This window comes from Mesorhizobium xinjiangense, assembly GCF_009749525.1.
Lineage (GTDB): Bacteria > Pseudomonadota > Alphaproteobacteria > Rhizobiales > Rhizobiaceae > Mangrovimarina > Mangrovimarina xinjiangensis.
This window is the reverse complement of record NZ_WOAC01000027.1, coordinates 14,278-32,834: the sequence shown is the minus strand read 5'-3', so window position 1 is coordinate 32,834 and position 18,557 is coordinate 14,278. Positions and strand designations below refer to the sequence as shown.

The following is an 18,557-nucleotide window of genomic DNA, read 5'->3' as shown; positions in this document are numbered from 1 at the left end:
TTAGGCTAACTTAGCTTGCTCTTCGTAGTCCACGGGGCTGAGGTATCCCAGCGTTGAGTGTCGGCGCCTCGGATTATAGAAGCGCTCGATATAGTCGAACACATCGGCCTTGGCATCGTTCCTGGTGCGATAGACCTTACGAGCGGTGCGTTCGGTCTTGAGCGAGGAGAAGAAGCTCTCCATCGCCGCGTTGTCCCAGACATTGCCAGACCGGCTCATCGAGCAGGTGATGCCATGATCAGCCATCAGGCGCTGGAACTGCTCGGATGTGTATTGGCTGCCTTGTCGGAGTGGTGAAGCAAGCTGTCGGGCTTGCCGCGACGCCAGATGGCCATGATCAGCGCATCGGTGACCAGTTGAGCGGCCATCGAGGGACTGTCAGGAATTTTGTGTCTGAGGCCCGTTTCCGTCACTGGCTGACGAACCTTTCGCCGAATGCGACGGCGAATTGCGTCTTGGCCTCGAACCACTCGCGCGGTTCCGTTCATGGTGGTGCGACGTCGACCCCTTTCGGAGGGCGGGCAGCTCGACCTGTTCCGAGCGCTCCCCGGCGACTTCGCGCCACGAGACGCGCAGGATCTCATGGCATATCCCTTCTTTTCCCTCTCCAAGACCCATCGCGTCGCACCGATCGACTTCGCTGCCGGCAACGTGACGATCCGGGTCGAGGCTGTCCCTGATCACGGCATGGCGACCATCTGGGACGCCGATATCCTGATCTGGGCCGCAAGCCAGATCATCGAAGCTCGCGATGCGGGGCTTCGCACCTCTCGGCTCATGGCTGCCACCCCATACGAAATCCTCACTTATGTCGGGCGGGGCACCGGCTCACGCGACAAGTTGTTCTAGTCGACCCCATTCCGCCGATTTGGCGACTGCCATTTCCAGCGGCACACCATCATTACGGGCTTCGAGCAAGGAAGCTCCCAGCGCGGTGAAGGCGCGCAGCGTATCGGTGACAGCTGCCTTGGAATCGGCAATCCGCTCATCATGCAGCCGTTTCGCCTCGCGCCAAGTCTTTCCCACAATCCGATCGTGGGTTTCAACGACGGTATCGGCAATCGCCGCCTCCCACTCCACGGCGCAGACGGCAAGGATCGCCCAGCGCCGATCAGAGCTGATGTCGCGCAGGCCATCGGTGAAGTAGCGCTCGCCCTGCCGACGCAGGCGTGCGATGCGGTGCGGCGGGATACTTGCGAGAATCTGCGGATCGAGATCCAGACCACGCAGGAACTCCAGCCTGTCGAGCAGCCGGTTCGCCGCTGCGGAATTGTTGCCCGCTTCGAATTTGCGAAGCCAGATGAACCGGCTGATATTACCATCGAGCATTTCGGTCAGCAGTTCATCAAGTCGATAGCGTGCCTCAGCATCGAGCCTTTCCGCGATCCGCGTCTCGATCCGCCGTTCGGCGTTTACCAGCGCGTCCGCACACTTTCGCTCGATTGTCGATAGCGCTGGCAAGATAGTCAGAGTTTTACGGCAGCGTGCAACGAAACGCTGAGCAAGATCATCGTTCGATCGAGCCTCTTCAGCCTGGTCGAAAAGCCAGTCCCGCAAATCACGGGCCCCGCGACCCGTAAATGTCCTGTAGCCGTAGGTCTCGCGCAACGCCTCCATATGTTGCTGGCGGGTCTGGCGTCGGGCGGCATAGGTGAGAAGTGCATCGGCCGGGACGCCGAGCTGAGCCCCGATGAAGGAAAGGACTTCATGCGGAATCGTCTCGCCCGGAGCCAGCGCGCGCCCTGGATAGCGTAATGCACAAAGCTGCAGGGCGAAGCCCAGCCTGTTTTCCGGTCTGCGGCGTTCCTGAATGTTTGTCAGATCGTCGTCACCCAAGGTGTAATGCTTTAGCAGTGACAGCTCGTCCGTCGGCAGGTCAAGTAGCGCCGAGCGCTGTCGTTCAGTGAGAATGTGTCGTCTTGGCATCGGCAGATTGTCCCTATTGAAGTGCAGTCAGAAATGGACAACGCTCGCCCCAGGCAAATCAAGGCTTTGCGGGCCACAAATCTGAGAGGGTTCAATTGGGACAGCGTGCCGCCATCTATTGCCGCGTCTCGACAGCCGATCAGTCTTGCGAGCGGCAGGAGCGAGACTTGGCGGCCTTTGCCGAGCGCGCAGGGTACGAAATTGCCGGCATATATAAAGAGACGGGCTCAGGCGCGAAGCTCGATCGCGCCGAACGCAAGAAGGTCATAGCGCTCGCCCAGGCCAGGCAGATTGACGGCATTCTCGTCACCGAGCTGTCCCGCTGGGGACGCTCGACCATTGATCTCCTCAACACATTGCGCGAGCTGGAAAGCTGGAAGGTTTCAGTCATTGCCATGAGTGGCATGACCTTCGATCTGTCGACGCCGCATGGCCGGATGCTGGCGACATTTCTTTCCGGCATTGCCGAATTCGAACGCGATCTCATCAGCGAACGCGTGAAATCCGGTCTTGCCGCTGCCAAGGCGCGTGGGAAAAAGCTCGGACGGCAGCCCGGTCAGCGGCCGAAATCCGACCGGCTCACACCGAAGGTACTGGCGCTCATTGACGAAGGCCGCAGCTACCGCTGGATCGCTCGCGATCTCGCCATCAGCAAGAACACGGTCACGGATATCGCAAAGCGAAACCGACGCATTACAGATGACTGAGTTTAGCGGATGTCGACCACCAGATGGTCTTCCTGGTCGCCGGTCGGAAATGATTGGAATGGACATTTCATTCATTAAAATCGATGCTTGATACATTAACATCGATGCGCCAATAATCGATATTAACGAGCACGGGATAAGCCTGCATGATCACAGCCGCACAAATGCGGGCCGCCCGCGCCCTTGCCGGCATCGACCAGAAAGCGTTGGCCGAGAAGGCCGGTGTGTCGGTGCCGACCATCCAGCGCATGGAGGCTAGCGAAGGCAATGTGCGCGGTGTGGTCGATACGCTGACCAGGGTGATCGAGGCGCTCAATGCCTGCGGTGTCGAGCTGATCGGCGACAACCAATCGAGCGAGCGCGGCGGACGGGGCGTCCGCCTGATCCACCCGCGCTCACCCGGCGGCCAGAACGGCTGACACGCGAATATTCTCCAGCGACGGCGACCGCCGACCATAGCGCCGACGATCCCGCCGCCTTCAAGAAGGCCGGAAGGACAAGATGGGGGCTTCACGACAGGCGCAAACCGCAATGCCGACGGGGGAACCGCGCACGGCACGGTTTTCCGCGCCGACATTCTTGGAACTCTTTACGCCCAAGCTCGTCACCGTGCTTCGCGAAGGCTATGATTGGCCGCAATTGCGCGCCGATGCGATTGCCGGGCTGACTGTGGCGATCGTAGCGCTGCCGCTCTCAATGGCGATCGCCATTGCTTCCGGGGCCTCTCCCGAACGCGGCCTCTTCACCGCCATTGTCGGCGGTTTCCTGATTTCGGCCCTCGGCGGCAGCCGCTTCCAGATCGGTGGGCCGGCCGGCGCCTTCATAGTGCTGGTTGCGGCGACTGTGCATCGCCACGGCATCGACGGCCTGCTGCTGGCGACGATGATATCGGGCGTCTTCATGCTCGTCGCCGGCTATCTGCGGTTCGGCACCTATATCAAGTTCATTCCCTATCCCGTAACCGTCGGCTTCACGGCCGGCATCGCCGTCATCATCTTCGCCAGCCAGCTCAAGGAATTATTCGGGCTGACATTACCAGACGAGGAACCCGGCGAATTCCTGGAGAAGCTGAGCGTCCTTGCCGCAGCCGCACCCACCGTCAACCCTTTCGCGGTTGCCATGGCAGCGCTCACTGTCGGCACGATCCTCGGCCTGAAACATATTCGGCCGGGCTGGCCGGGCATGCTAATCGCGGTCGCCGTAGCTTCCGTCGTCTCCGCCTTCTTCGCACTGCCGGTGGAGACGATCGGCACGCGTTTCGGAGGCATTCCGCGCAGCCTGCCGCTGCCGGCGCTGCCGCCGATCAGTGGCGAAGCTATGCTCGCCGTGCTGCCGGACGCCATCGCCTTCGCATTGCTCGGCTCGATCGAGTCGCTGCTTTCGGCGGTGGTCGCGGACGGCATGACCGGACGCCGCCACCGCTCCAATTGCGAACTGGTCGCGCAGGGCGTGGCCAATATCGCCTCAGCGATGTTCGGCGGCATCTGCGCGACCGGCACCATCGCGCGCACGGCGACCAATGTCAGGGCCGGCGCACATGGCCCTGTCTCGGGCATGCTGCATGCGTTGTTCCTGCTCGGCTTCATGCTGGTGGCCGCGCCGCTCGCCAGCTACATCCCGCTCGCCGCCCTTGCCGGCGTCCTTGCCGTCGTCGCCTGGAACATGATCGAGAAGCACGCCTTCGCCGCCCTCTTGCGGTCCTCGCGCGGCGATGCGCTGGTGCTGCTTGTCACCTTCCTCCTCGTCGTATTCCGCGACCTGACGGAGGGCATTGTCGTCGGCTTCGCACTTGGCGCGATGCTTTTCATCGACCGGATGTCGAAGGCGATCGCGGTCGAGGCGCATGCGCCGCCGCCGCTCGACGATATGGCCGACAGGACGAATGGCGGCCGCGAGGCCTATCATGCGGAAAGCGCCAGTGACCCCAACACGGTGATCTACCGCATTTCCGGCGCCTTCTTCTTCGGCGCCGCCTCGACGGTCGGCACGGTGCTCGACCGCATCGCCGACCAGCGGCGTAATTTCATCCTCGACTGTTCAGCGGTGCCCTTTCTCGACTCCACAGCCGCCAGCGTCATTGAGGGCACGGTGCGCAAGGTGAGGCGCGCCGGCATCCGCTTCTTCATCGCCGGTGCCTCGCAGCAAGCACGCCGCATGTTGTTCACGCACAATGTCCGCCCACCGGGCGTGCGCTACAAGGCAACGATCGCCGGCGCGCTGAGACAACTCAAGAAGGAAGATGAAGCCGGCCAGGAATAATTACCTCACGATTGTCGTCGGGTGAAACCAGCAGCATTCCGGTCCCTTGAAACGAACGATAGCCCTTAGGGTGTCATTTCGCCCCCTACCAGAACCGACCCCTCGAGCAGCTTGTCGAGCGCCTGCAGCTTCTCGGGTGCCAGACCTTCGATAAGCGCACCCTCGGCGAGGCGGCGAGCTATGGCGCGAGCCGCAAGCCCCATTCGCTCGATGATTTCCGCCGCAGGCAATAGTACTCCGCGTTCTCGCAGGGTGGCGACAATGACATTCACAATCGAAGCGCCGCTGTCGGACATCGCGGCCGCCTCAATTGCCGACAACAGCCCCGCGCGACGATCCTGACCTGTCGCACTTCTGACGCCGACATAGATCATCAGGCGCGCAATGTGATCACGACGCGTCTCTTCCCGGCGGGCATAGGTTGTGAACACAGTGGGATCGGCGCCGATCTGGTCGGCGACATATCTCAGCATCGCACGTGGCGGAATTTCGCCTGCCGCCAGCACCCGGCCCGGATGTCGCATCACGCAAAGCTGAACAGCGAAGCCGGGCTTATTGTGCTCGCGCCTGCGCAGGTCAATTTCGAGGCGATCCGCCGCTGACAATGAATAGTGTCGGATCAGGCTGTCCTCATCAGCCGGGATATCGAAAAGCCCCTGCCGATCCTGAGTTTTGAGAATCTCGCGCCTGGCCACTGCTAAACTCCGCACACACACACCAACTCCCGCTCAATGTTGCCGAGCTGAATGGATGTGGAAACGGAAGCTGTCGCGTTGCCATGACTATCCACAGGGATCAGGCATCAAGCCCTGGAAATCGAGAGACACAAACAAACCCTGTTCGTGCTTCGTTCGACCTTAGCGTACGATTTTGCACAGTTCTTGTTCTGACCCCAACAGGCGGCGCTCGCCTACGATGCCGCCGGCCGGTTCGAGGACTGGATCACACGGATCGACGGGCTGATCGAAAAGCACCGGCGCAAGCACAAGCTCAGGCCACTGCTGGCGGCGTTGCGACCGGGGGCTGGGACGCCCTGAAGACGATCGCCGCTTTGCGACGCCGTTGCGCATTCTTCAGATCGTCTACGAGGCCATCCCTGGCGAAAGCTCCGCTCGAATCGTGCCCCGAATGTTACCGATCCAGCGTTTCCTTCTCAATGGCTGGCCTCACGCACGACGGCCCTGATATTCCCCGTCCAGCCCGTCACTCTGCCAAGCCGGACGGATTCTGACATTGCAAAGGAATTGAATATGCAAAGGTTCGCTTCCGTCCTGCCGCGCCTCGCGGGAATCCTCGACCTCAGTCTGTCGCTGGCGATCTCTGCCGTCGCGCAGGACGTCGACAGGGCCGCTATACGGTCCTGAGTAGCCTGAGCGCGTCGTAGATGGCCGCATGGGTGTTGCGCGCGGAGACCGCATCGCCGATCCGGAAGAGCTGGAATTCGCCCTGGCTGTTGCGCACGACCGACTGCGCAACGCCGGCGATCAACTGCTCGTGCGACAGCTCGCCGAGATTCGTGGATAGGGGCTTGAGCTCGAAATAGAGCTCGTCCAGAGGGATCGTCCCGTGATTGATCACCACCTGGTCGAGCGTGCGCTGCCTGGCAACGCCGCCATAGTCGCTGCCGACATGGGCAATGAGCTGGTTGCCGTCCTTCTCGACCGCCGCGAGCCGGTAGGTCACCGTGAAGGTGACATCCAGCTTTTGCAGCGAGCGCATATAGGGCACGAGGTTCATCGCCATGACCTCGGGCGCAAACGAGCGGTCGGGCGTCATGATCTCGACCTTCGCCCCGGCATTGGCGAGAAATTCGGCGGCCTGCAGCCCGGCATGGTCGCCGGCATCGTCGAACACCAGGACGTTGCTGCCGGGCTTCACGTCGCCGGAGATGATATCCCAGGACGAGACCACCAGTTCGTTGCCTTGTCCCAGCACCTCCGTGTGCGGCAGGCCGCCCGTGGCAATGATCACGACATCGGGCTTTTCTTCCCTGACGGTCCCGGGGTCGGCCAATGTGTTGAAGTGGAAGACAACGCCGCGCTTTTCGCATTGCGCCATGCGCCAGTCGATGATGCTGAGCATTTCCTTGCGGCGAGGGCTCTGCGCGGTCAGGCGGATCTGGCCGCCGGGGTCGTTCGCGGCCTCGAAGACGACGACCTCGTGGCCGCGCTCGGCGGCAACCCGGGCCGCCTCCATGCCGGCCGGTCCCGCGCCGACGATGACGACCTTTCTACGGACTTCGGCCCCGGCAATCTCGTGCGGCATGGTGCTTTCGCGCCCCGTTGCCGCGTTGTGGATGCAATAGGCCGCGCCGCCCTGATAGATCCGGTCGAGGCAGTAATTGGCGCCCACGCAGGGCCGGATGTCGTCCTCGCGCTTCTCTATGATCTTGCGCACGATATGCGGGTCGGTCATGTGGGCGCGGGTCATGCCGACCATGTCGAGCTTGCCCGACGCGATGGCATGGCGGGCGGTCGCCATGTCTGGGATCTTGGCGGCGTGGAAGGTCGGAAAGTTGGTGGCCGCGCGAATCTCGCCGGCAAAGTCGAGATGCGGTGAGTTCGCCATGCCCTGGATCGGAATGACGTCGGTCAGGCCGGCATCGGTGTCGATATGTCCCCGGATGACGTTCAGGAAGTCGACCAGGCCGCTGTCCTTGAGACGTTTCGAGATCTCCAGGCCGTCCTTGCTGGTCAGACCGCCCTCGAGCATTTCATCGCCCGAATAGCGCACGCCGACGATGAAATCGGGACCGACGCGTTTGCGGATTTCCCGCAACACGTCGAAGGCAAAGCGCAGCCTGTTGTCGAGCGGGCCGCCATAGGAACCGTCGAGTTCGTTGGTCAGGGGCGACCAGAACTGGTCCATCAGGTGGCCGTAGGCCTGCAGTTCGATGCCGTCCATGCCGCCGACCTTCATGCGTTCGGCGGCGTCGGCGTAGTCCTTGATGATCCGCTCGATGTCCCAGTCTTCCAGCTTCTTCGGGAAGGCGCGGTGCGCCGGCTCGCGATGATGCGACGGCGAGACGACCGGCAGCCAGAATTCCTTGTCCCAGCGTGTCCGGCGGCCGAGATGGGTGAGCTGGATCATCACCGCCGCGCCGTGCTCGTGAACCGCATCGGTCAGATCCTTCATCCACGGCACCACCTCGTCCTTGTAGACCAGAAGATTGTTGAAGACGGGCGGGCTGTCCTTCGAAACGGCGGCCGAGCCGGCCGTCATCGTCATCGCGACCCCGCCTCTGGCGCGCTCGACGTGATAGGCGCGATAGCGCTCCTTCGGCATCCCGTCCTCCGGATAGGCCGGCTCGTGCGATGTCATGATGATGCGGTTGCGCAACGTCAGGTGCTTGAGCTGAAAGGGCTGAAGGAGTGGGTCGTTCGACATCTGCCTGGCTCCGTTTCGAGAGGTATGGTGGGCGCGCTCCGGCTATGCCTCGACCTTCACCCGGCCGATCGGATTGGAGCAGCAGGCAAGGATGTAGCCGTCGTCTATGTCTTCCTCGGTGATGCCGCCATTGTGCACCATATGCACCTGGCCCTCGGTCTTGCGGATCTTGCAGGTCCCGCAGATGCCCATGGTGCAGCCCGACGGGATCACCAGGCCTGCGGCGCGGGCGGCGACCAGGATCGTGTCGGTCTCGGCGCATTTCGCCGTGGCGCCGGAAGACACGAACTCCACGACGGCATCGGTCTCCTCTTCCGGGAACACGTCCTCGGGCACGCGCTCGGTTTCCGGCAGCGGCGCATGGAAGCTCTCCTGATGATAAAGCTCCATGTCGTAGCCGAGGCCGGCCAGCGCCTCGCGCACCGCCTGCATGAACGGCTCGGGCCCGCAGCAGAACACCTCGCGCTCGAGATAATCCTGCGCCATCTTGCCCAGCATGAGCTGGTTGAACATTCCCCGGAAGCCGGTCCAGGGCTTGTAGGGGTCTGTCTCCTCGACCACCCATTTCAGGTCGATGCCGTTCACGCGCGAGGCGATGTGCTCCAGCCTTTCACGGAAGATGATCTCGGAGGGGCGGCGCGCGCAACTGACGAAGACGATGTCGGGATCGCGCCCCAGATCGTAGAGATAGGTGGCCATGGACATCATCGGGGTGATGCCGGAGCCGGCCGAGATGAAGAGATATTTTTCCGCCGGGTGATGAACGATCGAAAACCGCCCGCCCGGTCCGTTCGCACGCAGCCGCATGCCGGGACGCAGATTGTCGAACATCCAGCGCGTGCCAGTGGAATCGGCCTGCGCCTTGGCCGTGACCGTCAGCGAGGTCGGCCGCGAGGGCGAGGAAGAAATCGTATAGGTGCGGTAGATCGGCCCGCCGGGAACGGGCAGCTCCAATGTGAGGAACTGTCCGGGATTGTAATCGAACAGCGCGCCCGAGGGCGACTGGAAGCAAAACGTCATGACGTTCGGCGTTTCGGGAAGAAAGGAAACGCATTCGAGCTCGTCGGTGTCGCTCCAGAAGGCGAGTTTGGGCTTCGTGACCGCGTTCATCCGCTCACTCCGCCGCGACCTGAACCGGGTTCAGGGCGCGTTCCATCCAGTGCGCATACCAATCGACGAATTGGGCTACGCCGCTCTCCTGACCCGGTGAATAGGGCCCGGGGACATAGGCGGGCGAAAAGATTCCCTGCTGGTTGGCCTCCACGATCGCGCGGTCTTCGTCGTTGGTGGCGATCCACACTTCGGTCAGGCGCTTCAGGTCGTAGTCGGCGCCTTCCACGGCGTCCTTGTGCACCAGCCAGGTGGTGGTGACCTCGGTTTCGGTGGGGCCGATTGGCGTGAAGCGGAAAGTCAGCGAATGGTCCGGCAGGAAATGGCCCCAGGCGCCCGGATAATGAAACATCATCAGCGTGCCTGCGTCGGGCAGCGCTACCCGGCCGAGGTTCTTCTTCACGGCGGGCTTGCCGTCGAGCGTGTAGCTCACCGCCCCCTCCAGCAACGGCATGCGCGCCAGGCGATACTGGCCGTCGCCGGCCAGGCGGAACCGTGCCGGCGCGCCGGCGGCCTCGCAGCGATCGAAATGCGCCTGGAGCCTCGCCGACACCGACCCGTCGGCCGCCACGCCCGCCACCTCGGGGTCGAGCGAGAAGGAGCGGCACAGCGACGGGTGATTGCTGGAGCAGTGGTAGCACTCGCGATTGTTCTCCCACACCAGCTTCCAGTTGCCCTTTTCGACGATCGTCGAGCTGTGCGCAACCTTCGCGTCCTTGAGCTCATGGACCTCGAGATAGGGCCGCGCCAGCCGGGCGAAGGGTTCGAAATCCGGCGGCGTGGCTGACAGGCAGATGTAGAGGAGACCTTCGAGGTTGCGCAGCTCGACCGATTTCAGGCCGTGTTTGGAGGCGTCGAAGTCCGCCCCCATATCGTTGGCCCAAAGCAGCCGGCCGTCGAGCTCATAGGTCCACTGGTGATAGGGACACACAAGCTTGGCCACCTGGCCTTCGTGTGCCTTGCAGATGATCGATCCACGGTGACGGCAGGTATTGTGGAAGGCGCGGATCTCGCCGTCGCCGCCGCGCACGATGATCACCTCATAGGCGCCGACGCGCATCGTGACGTAGCTGCCCGCCTTCGCAAGCTGGCAGGCCGGCATCGCGTAGAGCCATTCCCTGTAGAAGATGTGATCCAGGTCGCGTTCGTAAATCTCGTGAGAAACGTAAAACGGCCGCTCCAGGGCATGGCCCGGGACGCGGCGCGCAAGCAGCTCCTGCAGCGTGGGGGAGGATACTGTCATCGCAGCAATCCATGTTCAGCGTGTTCAACTGAACTAAAATTGTCTTTGCGGAAAACCCTTTTGACAATAGCATCAATTTTCATCCTGATTTAGCTGAAGTAATGTCAAGTGCGGTCTACTCCAGGCGAAGGAAAGCCGATGCCGAGCCCCTATGATCTGTCATCGATGACCGCGCTCATCTGCTTTGAGGCGGCGGCGCGCAATGCCAGCTTCAAGAAGGCGGCACAGGAGATGAACGTGACGCCGGCGGCGGTCAGTCATCAGATCAAGGCGCTCGAGACCGACCTCGGGTGCAGCCTGTTTCTGCGCCGTAACCGCGGCGTCGAACTGACCGAGAAGGGGGCCTTTCTGTTCATTGCGATGCAGCGCGGATTCGAGACGATTTCGGATGCCGTCACGCAGATACGCGACCGCCCTGAAACGGTCGACGTAACCATCCGGACCACCACGGCGGTCAGTGCGCTGTGGCTTACCCCGAAGATTTCGGCCTTCTGGAGGATCCATCCCGCCATCACCGTGTCGCAGATCCTCAGCGATGTACCGGCAATGACCAATCATTGCGACTTGAGCATCCTCTACGGCGATCCGCAGGAGGATGGCGAAGAGTATCACGCACTGTTCCGCGACCGAATCGTCGCCCTGGGGTCACCCGGCTTCGCCGCCGAGCACTGCATTGCCAAGGTCGAGGACCTGCTTGCCGCGCCACTGATCCACATGAGCAGCGAGGGCACCGGCTGGACGAACTGGACCGACTGGTTCGCAGAATTCGGACGCCCCGCCCCGAGGGGGCGCAGTTTCCATGTCAACAATTACATGATCGCGCTTCAGGCCGCGCAGGATGATGTCGGCGCCGTTTTAGGGTGGGAAGGCCTGGTCGAAAGCCTGATGCAGGAGAAGCGCCTGGTCCGGCTGGTGGACGACAGCATCCCCTCGCCAATGGCGTTCCAGCTGAAAATCCATCGGCGCGCGACGGTGAAAGCCCGCCTTTTCGCTGAATGGCTTATCGGGAGTTCCTAGTGCGGTATGGCCGAGCCGCTTTCGGAGCCTCAACCGGTTGTCCCCGGTAAGCCGCAATGAACCGGTCAGAGCATTTCGGCGGTATGTCGTGCGATACGCATTGCGCTGGTTGCGGCTAGAGAGGGTGCGCTCAAGCCGCCATTCGACTCCATGAGGAAATCGTCCACCAGAGCCATCCGGCCGGCTGGCCCGAGCCCGATTGGCCGAGCCCTAGACTCTCTGTGCCGTTTCGGGTTCAATCACTTTGGCGGGGAGGGGAGGGCCCATGTCGAGCGAACAGCGCGACAGCAATGGCGTGAACATAAACCTCGTCTTTTCTGTCTCCATGGCAATTTGTGCGGGCATCGGGATTTGGGGTCTTGTCGATCCCGACAGCATGACAGGAACGATGCTGGGCTTCGTCAACTATATGCTGACGGGCGTGAGTTGGGCCTGGCTCGCGATCTGCTCGATGTTTTTGTTCCTTTCGGTGTTCCTGGCTTTTGGACCTTACGGCCACATTCGACTTGGCGCCGACGACGAGGGCCCGGAGTTTTCAACGCCTTCCTGGATCGCGATGCTCTTCGCCGGCGGCATGGGGTCGGGGCTGCTGCTCTGGGGCCCTGCCGAACCGATGTATCACTACGTTTCGCCGCCGGGCATGGAGGGCGAGACGATGGCGGCCGCACGCCAGGCGCTCGTTATCACCAACCTGCACTGGGGATTTCACGCTTGGTCGATATACGCAGTTTGCGCCCTCGTCATTGCCTACTTCACCTTCCGGCGGAACAAGCCTTCGATGATATCGACGCCGATCAAGGCGGTCTTCGGCGGCGGCACCGGTGAGGCCATGGGCAAGACAGCCGACATCCTTGCGGTGCTCTCGGTCGTCTTCGGCCTGGCCGGGTCTCTGTCGATGGGCACGCTCGCCGTGCGCTCCGGGAGCTTTTATGCATTCGGCGTGGATGAAACCGTCACCACCTCGATGATCATCCTGGCGATCCTGTTCGTCTGCTACATGCTCTCGGCGACGACGGGTGTCGACAAAGGCATCAAGATCCTGTCGAACATCAACATGGTTCTCGCGATCGGCATTATGCTGATGGTGCTTTTCACCGGACCGACGCGGTTCCTGTTCGAGGTCTTCATCGACTCGATCGGAACCTACTTCGCCGGGCTGTTCACCATGAGCTTCCGGTTGTTCCCGTTTGAGGATCTCGGCAGCTGGTCGGCGGGCTGGACGCTCACTTACCTGATCTGGTGGATCGCCTGGGGGCCGTTCATCGGCATCTTTGTCGCGCGCATCTCGCGCGGGCGCACGATCCGGGAGTTCTGCATGGGGGTGATCTTTGTGCCGACCGTGTTCTCCATGCTCTGGTTCGCGGTTTTCGGCGGCGCCGGGTTCTATATCGAGATGTTCGGCGGCGGTGGCCTGAAGGAGATTGTCTTCGAGGACGCGACAAAGGCCCTGTTTGCTTTCCTCGAATTTTTCCCCGCCGCTCAGACCCTGCAGGCCACGGCCGTGGCGCTGATGTTCATTTTCCTTGTTACCTCGGCGGACTCGGGCACCTTCGTCTTGTCGATGATGACGACCGACGGAAACCTCAACCCGCCGGTGATGCAGAAGATGGTATGGGGCACTCTGATCGCGGCGCTGACGGCGGGAACATTGTTTTCTGAATCGGTCACCGTCGCCAAAGCAATGGCGGTGACCGGGGCGATCCCCTTCACAGCTATCGTGTTGATCCAGCTCGTCGGCTTCTTCCGCGAGATCAGGCATGAGATCAAACCGCCCAAGCCGATCGAGGCGCGGGGCGAAGGTGTCGGCAGGGGGCCGTCGGCCACGGCGGCCAAGTAGGGAAGGTATGGCAATGAGACGCGTTTTCCATGCACTCCTGGCCCTGCCCTTCCTGATCGCCGGATGCAGCGATGCCGATCCCGATTTGCGGATCGGCGCCAAGAATTTCTCCGAGAGCCGGACCCTTGCCGAGATGATCCTCGCCCTGGCCGAGGAACAGGGCGTGCCGTCCTCGGGCATTGTCGACTATCCGACCACACCCTCGATCATGGCGGCGATCAAGGCGGGTTCGGTCGACATCTATCCAGAATATAACGGTACCGGGCTCGTCATGCTGGGGCAGAACCCGATCAGCGACGGCGCCGAGGCGACGACGCGGGTGAAGGAGCTTTACGGACCGCTCGGCCTGACATGGCTTGAGGGGTTCGGCTTCGCCAACAATTACGGCCTGGCCATGCGCGCCGACCGGGCCGCCGAGATCGGCGCAGAGACGATTTCTGATCTTGTGCCGAACGCCGCAGACCTTGCGATCGCGACCGAAGACGACTTCATGGTCCGGCCGCTCGACGGGTACGAGCCGCTGACACAACGCTACGGGATGGAGTTCGGCACCGTTGACGTGGTGCCGCTCGACGAACGTGACCAGGTCTACGACAAGGCGATCAATGGCGATGTGGATATTGCCGAGGTCTACACAACCGACGGCCAGATCGCCGAATACGGACTTGTCATCCTGGACGACGACCTGAACTTCTTCCCGATCTATGACGCCATGCCGATCGCCCGGGCCGACGCGCTGTCGGCGCATCCGGCCCTCGGTCCGGCCATGGCGGCGCTTGCTGGCAAGATCACGCCGGAGCTCATGCGCGAGATGAACGGCCGCGTCGACCTCGAAGGCCGATCGCCGCGGGCTGTGGCGCGCGACGCGCTGGCCAGGCTCGGCCTGATCGACGCAGGCGCGGTGGAGACTCAAGATCCGCTCCTGATCGCGACCGAGGCCAATTTCGCAGAGGGCCCGCAGTCGGCACTGGTGCTGCGGTCCGTGCAGCGAGCCTTTACCGGTCGGGATGCACGGTTCGCGACCAGCTCCGATCCGCTCGCCATGGTGGCATCGGCGGATGCGCGGCTCGCTCTCGTTGGAGCGGACGCGTTCTACGATCTTTCCAGCCCGGCACCGGAACAGATCGGCGGCTACGAAGCCGTGGCAGCCGTCGGGCAAAGCATCGTGCACGTGATCGGGGCGCGCGATGGCGCCGCGACACTCGTTGATGCCGAGACGTTGGCGGTCGGACCGGAGGGCTCATCGTCGGCACGCATCGGCGCAATCGTGATCGAAGGGCTGGGGCTCGCAGCGACGGCGACGCCGGTCGAAGGCGGCATTACCGCGGTCCTGGAGGCGGTGCGCTCGGGAGAGGTCGATGCGGCGCTCGTGATGGGCCCGGAGGGCGATCCGAAGATCGCCGAGGGGATGGATGCCGGCAGGCTCCGCCTGTTTTCGCTGGGTGGCTGGAACGAGGGTGCCAACCTTGTCCGCTTTCCGTTCCTGCGAGAGGCGCGGATCGCCGGCGGCACCTATCGCGGTCAGTTCGCGCCGATCGAGACTCTCAGGGCGCAGCTGGTGCTCGCCGGTCCGGCGCCGCAGGTTGGCGATGCGGTGGGCGATCAGGGGCCTGCGACCGTGGCCACCGAGTTGCAGCCGATCTCCGGATCGGCCGTGAAGGAACTCAACGCATCGCTCCCCGGCGATCTGGCCGTCGACCCGGCGTTGCCGTTGGCGGCCTCGCTGGCGCCGGTGCTGCCGCAGCCGCCGGCTGCGATGAACCCCGCGCCGGGCATCTCGATACTCAGCCTTGCGCTCGTGATATTCTTCATCTGGCTCGGCTGGCTGTTGATCCGGCCGGAGTATCGTTGAGGAGAAGTGGAGATGCCGAACAGGATCCTGGTTCCGGTCGATCTGAGTGACGCGGAAAACACCGAGAAAGTGATTGCCGGCGCAGTGAGGCAGTGGAATACGATGAAGGACCCTGAACTCATCCTGATGACGGTGGTGCCGGAGATGATCGCCGGCCTCGACTGGCGTTACGCAATCCGCGGGGAGACCGGGGGTTCGGAGGAATGGGACGTCAAGAAGGCGCTGCAGGTAACGGTCGACCATCTCAACGAGGTGGCATCGGACCTGATCCCGGATGGCGTCAGCTTCCGGACGATCGCCCGGCACGGCAAGGTCTACGAGGAGGTGCTGGAGGTTGCCGAGGACATGAAGGTCGACCAGATCGTGATCGGTGCGCACCGCCCGCGATCGGCCGATTTTCTGCTTGGCGCGAATGCCGCCCGGATCGTCAGACATGCGACCTGTTCCGTTACCGTCATCCGCGACTGATTTTGCATCGCGCGGGCTTTTCGCGCCTACTCCAACTAAGATAATACGGTTCAGGCAAGTAGGTAGCCAGACCAATTGGCCGGATCACAGCTCATTGGCGTTCGAGATCCCGTACGATCGAAGCTTGAGCCTCAGCTTGTATACCTCGAGTGCTCGGCTTCAGCTCAATCGCCCCCGTTGCATCGTTGGCGACACCCCGTAAGCGGTGCGGTAGGCGCGCGAAAAATGCCCGCAATTCATGAAGCCGCAGGCGACCGCCACGTCTGTGATCGCCGACTCCGTCTGCAGGAGGAGATGACGCGCTCGCTCCAAGCGCATCTCCATGAAGGCCCCTGAACATTAAAGGGGCACAGATATACGGTGCTCGACGGTTTCGCTGGCGGGAATCCCAATGCCGACGGGCAGCGGACGCATCTTCATGATGCCGTCGACCACTTTCATTTCGTGAAGCTCGACCCGCTCGGCAATCGGGGAGACGGCGCTGACCAGCCGATCGGCGTCCTCGCCTTCATTTGTGATGGTGAGAAAGCCGCCGCCGGTCCGGGCGCCTTTCGGTGTCGCCCGCGCCAAGGGTTGGCTGATCTCCAGCGCGCCAATTGAATAGTTCTGGGCGAACGCGGGCATAGGCCCGAGCAGCATCGCCGCTGCCAATAATTGCGGAAGAATTCGCATGTCTGATCTCCATATGCACGAGAACACGACCGCGCACGCAAGCGCACCGGTCATTGCAGTTCAGTCGTCAGATGGAGAGGAACGGCGGGGGCGCGCGCTTCGGGTAACAACCCTGCGATACTTGGGCGGGGTTGCGCCTGGATTGCGGTGAAATGGGGTTGCGCCTCGACCTCAGGCTCGAATGCCGGGCCGAGATCAGCGGTTGGCAGTACAGGGCTGTGAGACGCCGCGGCCTGGCATAGCGCGGCGCAACAATGGTGTGCTGCCCGCTCCAGCGGATCGTCGGTGGCGCCTTCCGTGCCGGGTGTAGCACCGGTCAGCGAACAGATGACAAAGGTCGATCCCGGCTGCGGCGCCGCAAGGGCGCCTGCGCAAAAGCGCTGACAAGACCCTAGAGCAGCATCACATAGGCGACCAGGGCAGCCAGAAAGCCACCCGTCAGACGGTCACCAATGATGCGCAGCATCGTCCTCATCCGGTACCCATGACACAATTTCGCCACAAGATCACTAATGAACTGCGCTCGATGAGGGTAACGCCGCATGTGACGCAGAACACGACCGGCCGGCGTTCGGCAATTGACGGTCGCACGACGCGGCACCGCGGCTACGCTGTCAGCCTGCGGATCCGAGAGCGCATCGAAGAGGCTTTCGGTTGGATCAAGTCGATCGCCGGGCAGCGCAAGACCTGCTTTCGCGGCCAGGATCGTGTCGGTTGGGCATTCACCTTCGCGGCTGCTGCCTACAATCTGGTGCGACTGCCGAAACTCGTTGCGGTGTCGACATGAAGGCGTCGGAACACTGCCGTCTGCTCGGTCGCTGGCGCATCGTCGAGGCCGATCTGTGGGATCACGATTATCTCGATCTCTGCGGCCCCGCTACGATCATGATCAGCGCCGGCAACCGTGGCGAAATCACCTTCGGCGCTATGCAAGCGACCCTTGACCTCGGCTACAGCCCCTCGATGGTCTTCTTCACATGGGCGGGATTCGATGAAATGGACGAGGTCACCGGCGAGGGCCATGCAGAATTGCTCGACGACGGCTCCATCGAGATCACCTTCGCCTATCACAACGGCGATGAAGCCATCCTCAGGGCGAAACCAGACACCTCTTCAACGGCCTGCTAGATCATTCCCGAAGCGGTAAGCAGAGCCATCAAGCGGCGCTGCGTTCCAGTGTGCGCACATTCGCGGCGTAGGTCTTCGAGGTTTCGATCACGCTGCGCGCCTTGTACCAGTAGCGTTTCTTGAGCTCGATGTTGAAGACCGACTTTTCCGGAAACAGGCAACGCTCAAAGACGTCCGTCCAGGGAATGTTCCCCCAGCCGACCGGCAGATGTAGATCGCCGTGGCCATAGGCTGTGCGTTCGCCGTCGGTGAACATCCACACATCGTCTTGGCGGCCGAAGGAATCGTGCATATGGAGGTGCTTGGCATAGGGCGACAGCTGCTCGATCTCGCTGAGATAGTCGATGCCCAGGAAGTTGCAGTGGAGATAGGCGTGGGAGAAATCGAGCGTTGCCAGGACATGGCTGTGATCGATGGCGCCCAACTCGCGTGCGAGCCGCGACGGCGTGGCCGTGTGGACCTTGCCCTCATAGCCGCCGAAGAGGTTCTCGACGCAGAGCACAATGTTGCGCTCGCGCGCATAATCGCCGGCACTGGCCAGCATCTCCCGCTGCCGTCCGTAGGCCGCCTCGATACCTTCGGCAAGCTGCATGGGGATCAGGCCCGTATGCATGACATAGTGCACGGCGCCGATCTCGGCGCTGGCGTCGAGCGAGGCCTTCAACACGTCCATGTGGCGTTCCAGACGGAACGGCTGGTCCATGAAATTGGTGGCGAGCGGGCCATGGACCGTATAGGTGACGTCGCGTCCCAAACAGGCGTCCTTCATCAGCTTGAGCCGCTCCGGGCGAATCCGGCCGCCGACGACGATATCCATGTCGTATAGCGGGATCTCTATCGTCTCGGCGCCGAGAGACTCGATATTGTCGAGAATGCCGGCGAAATCGGTGAGGTCCATCTTGTCCAGTTGGGCGGATATGCCTGTGCCGAGTGCTGTCATGGCGTTTCCTT

General features: G+C 62.4%; 13 protein-coding genes and 6 pseudogenes. 10 read left to right on the top strand and 9 right to left on the bottom strand.

Annotation, left to right across the window (positions count from 1 at the left end; genetic code table 11):
* Nucleotides 1-371 (bottom strand): annotated as a pseudogene (locus GM909_RS22360) (IS3 family transposase); the annotation flags it as partial.
* Nucleotides 372-486: 115 nt separating this feature from the next.
* Between GM909_RS22360 and GM909_RS22355 the strand changes: the two are divergent.
* A pseudogene (locus tag GM909_RS22355) lies at nt 487-837 on the top strand (replication initiator protein A); the annotation flags it as partial.
* Here GM909_RS22355 and GM909_RS22350 read toward each other — a convergent pair.
* A pseudogene (locus GM909_RS22350) lies at nt 832-1,926 on the bottom strand (DUF4158 domain-containing protein); the annotation flags it as partial. The pseudogenes GM909_RS22355 and GM909_RS22350 sit on opposite strands and share 6 nt — an antisense overlap.
* Nucleotides 1,927-2,021: 95 nt before the next feature.
* Here GM909_RS22350 and GM909_RS22345 point away from each other — a divergent pair.
* The 3 genes from GM909_RS22345 to GM909_RS22335 all read left to right on the top strand — a co-directional run bounded on the left by GM909_RS22345 (nt 2,022) and on the right by GM909_RS22335 (nt 4,892).
* On the top strand, nt 2,022-2,633 hold the full coding sequence (locus GM909_RS22345) for a recombinase family protein (RefSeq protein WP_157019429.1): 612 nt from the start codon (nt 2,022-2,024) through the stop codon (nt 2,631-2,633).
* A gap of 146 nt (nt 2,634-2,779) precedes the next feature.
* On the top strand, nt 2,780-3,052 hold the full coding sequence (locus GM909_RS22340; RefSeq protein WP_157019428.1) for a helix-turn-helix domain-containing protein: 273 nt from the start codon (nt 2,780-2,782) through the stop codon (nt 3,050-3,052).
* Between the two features lie 112 nt (nt 3,053-3,164).
* On the top strand, nt 3,165-4,892 hold the full coding sequence (locus GM909_RS22335) for a SulP family inorganic anion transporter (protein ID WP_157019427.1): 1,728 nt from the start codon (nt 3,165-3,167) through the stop codon (nt 4,890-4,892).
* 83 nt (nt 4,893-4,975) lie between these two features.
* Here GM909_RS22335 and GM909_RS22330 read toward each other — a convergent pair.
* The 4 genes and pseudogenes from GM909_RS22330 to GM909_RS22315 form a co-directional block, all read right to left on the bottom strand.
* Nucleotides 4,976-5,587 (bottom strand): annotated as a pseudogene (locus GM909_RS22330) (DUF4158 domain-containing protein); the annotation flags it as partial.
* Nucleotides 5,588-6,242: 655 nt separating this feature from the next.
* On the bottom strand, nt 6,243-8,279 hold the full coding sequence (locus GM909_RS22325; protein ID WP_157019426.1) for an NADH:flavin oxidoreductase: 2,037 nt from the start codon (nt 8,277-8,279) through the stop codon (nt 6,243-6,245).
* A gap of 42 nt (nt 8,280-8,321) precedes the next feature.
* Nucleotides 8,322-9,389, bottom strand: a complete 1,068-nt coding sequence (locus tag GM909_RS22320) for a hybrid-cluster NAD(P)-dependent oxidoreductase (protein WP_157019425.1) — start codon at nt 9,387-9,389, stop codon at nt 8,322-8,324.
* A gap of 100 nt (nt 9,390-9,489) precedes the next feature.
* A pseudogene (locus tag GM909_RS22315) lies at nt 9,490-10,449 on the bottom strand (aromatic ring-hydroxylating dioxygenase subunit alpha); the annotation flags it as partial.
* Nucleotides 10,450-10,770: 321 nt separating this feature from the next.
* On the opposite strand from GM909_RS22315, the gene GM909_RS22310 reads away from it, so the two are divergent.
* The 4 genes from GM909_RS22310 (at nt 10,771) to GM909_RS22295 (ending at nt 15,806) form a co-directional block, all read left to right on the top strand.
* On the top strand, nt 10,771-11,649 hold the full coding sequence (locus tag GM909_RS22310) for a LysR family transcriptional regulator (protein ID WP_157019423.1): 879 nt from the start codon (nt 10,771-10,773) through the stop codon (nt 11,647-11,649).
* Between the two features lie 265 nt (nt 11,650-11,914).
* A complete protein-coding gene (locus GM909_RS22305; RefSeq protein WP_198174358.1) occupies nt 11,915-13,486 on the top strand; it encodes a BCCT family transporter in 1,572 nt (523 codons plus the stop codon).
* A gap of 13 nt (nt 13,487-13,499) precedes the next feature.
* Nucleotides 13,500-15,338, top strand: coding sequence for a glycine betaine ABC transporter substrate-binding protein (locus GM909_RS22300; RefSeq protein ID WP_198174357.1), 1,839 nt, complete (start codon nt 13,500-13,502; stop codon nt 15,336-15,338).
* Between the two features lie 12 nt (nt 15,339-15,350).
* Nucleotides 15,351-15,806: a universal stress protein gene (locus GM909_RS22295; protein ID WP_157019421.1), complete on the top strand. Its 456-nt coding sequence runs from the start codon at nt 15,351-15,353 to the stop codon at nt 15,804-15,806.
* Between the two features lie 159 nt (nt 15,807-15,965).
* Here GM909_RS22295 and GM909_RS26525 read toward each other — a convergent pair whose 3' ends face one another.
* Nucleotides 15,966-16,124, bottom strand: coding sequence for a helix-turn-helix domain-containing protein (locus GM909_RS26525; RefSeq protein WP_407941344.1), 159 nt, complete (start codon nt 16,122-16,124; stop codon nt 15,966-15,968).
* Nucleotides 16,125-16,145: 21 nt separating this feature from the next.
* A complete protein-coding gene (locus GM909_RS22285) occupies nt 16,146-16,478 on the bottom strand; it encodes a copper chaperone PCu(A)C (RefSeq protein WP_235912018.1) in 333 nt (110 codons plus the stop codon).
* 514 nt (nt 16,479-16,992) lie between these two features.
* On the opposite strand from GM909_RS22285, the pseudogene GM909_RS22280 reads away from it, so the two are divergent.
* Together GM909_RS22280 and GM909_RS22275 are read left to right on the top strand one after the other, a co-directional pair.
* A pseudogene (locus GM909_RS22280) lies at nt 16,993-17,265 on the top strand (transposase); the annotation flags it as partial.
* Nucleotides 17,262-17,606 carry a hypothetical protein gene (locus GM909_RS22275; protein ID WP_157019418.1) on the top strand — a complete coding sequence of 115 codons (345 nt, stop codon included), beginning with the start codon at nt 17,262-17,264 and terminating at the stop codon, nt 17,604-17,606. The pseudogene GM909_RS22280 and the gene GM909_RS22275, both read left to right, overlap by 4 nt.
* Before the next feature lie 28 nt (nt 17,607-17,634).
* Here the strand turns inward: GM909_RS22275 and GM909_RS22270 are convergent, their stop codons facing one another.
* Nucleotides 17,635-18,546 (bottom strand): sugar phosphate isomerase/epimerase family protein, encoded by a 912-nt coding sequence (locus tag GM909_RS22270; protein WP_198174356.1) that lies wholly within the window; start codon nt 18,544-18,546, stop codon nt 17,635-17,637.
* Between the last annotated feature and the right edge of the window lie 11 nt (nt 18,547-18,557).

What these genes read in the sequence shown, in the direction of transcription:
- GM909_RS26525 (WP_407941344.1), bottom strand. Translation starts at nt 16,124, where the DNA reads ATGCGCTTGGAGCGAGCGCGTCATCTCCTCCTGCAGACGGAGTCGGCG.
- GM909_RS22305 (WP_198174358.1), top strand. Translation starts at nt 11,915, where the DNA reads ATGTCGAGCGAACAGCGCGACAGCAATGGCGTGAACATAAACCTCGTC.
- GM909_RS22285 (WP_235912018.1), bottom strand. Translation starts at nt 16,478, where the DNA reads ATGCGAATTCTTCCGCAATTATTGGCAGCGGCGATGCTGCTCGGGCCT.
- GM909_RS22300 (WP_198174357.1), top strand. Translation starts at nt 13,500, where the DNA reads ATGAGACGCGTTTTCCATGCACTCCTGGCCCTGCCCTTCCTGATCGCC.
- GM909_RS22325 (WP_157019426.1), bottom strand. Translation starts at nt 8,279, where the DNA reads ATGTCGAACGACCCACTCCTTCAGCCCTTTCAGCTCAAGCACCTGACG.
- GM909_RS22335 (WP_157019427.1), top strand. Translation starts at nt 3,165, where the DNA reads ATGCCGACGGGGGAACCGCGCACGGCACGGTTTTCCGCGCCGACATTC.
- GM909_RS22340 (WP_157019428.1), top strand. Translation starts at nt 2,780, where the DNA reads ATGATCACAGCCGCACAAATGCGGGCCGCCCGCGCCCTTGCCGGCATC.
- GM909_RS22310 (WP_157019423.1), top strand. Translation starts at nt 10,771, where the DNA reads ATGCCGAGCCCCTATGATCTGTCATCGATGACCGCGCTCATCTGCTTT.
- GM909_RS22320 (WP_157019425.1), bottom strand. Translation starts at nt 9,389, where the DNA reads ATGAACGCGGTCACGAAGCCCAAACTCGCCTTCTGGAGCGACACCGAC.
- GM909_RS22270 (WP_198174356.1), bottom strand. Translation starts at nt 18,546, where the DNA reads ATGACAGCACTCGGCACAGGCATATCCGCCCAACTGGACAAGATGGAC.
- GM909_RS22275 (WP_157019418.1), top strand. Translation starts at nt 17,262, where the DNA reads ATGAAGGCGTCGGAACACTGCCGTCTGCTCGGTCGCTGGCGCATCGTC.
- GM909_RS22295 (WP_157019421.1), top strand. Translation starts at nt 15,351, where the DNA reads ATGCCGAACAGGATCCTGGTTCCGGTCGATCTGAGTGACGCGGAAAAC.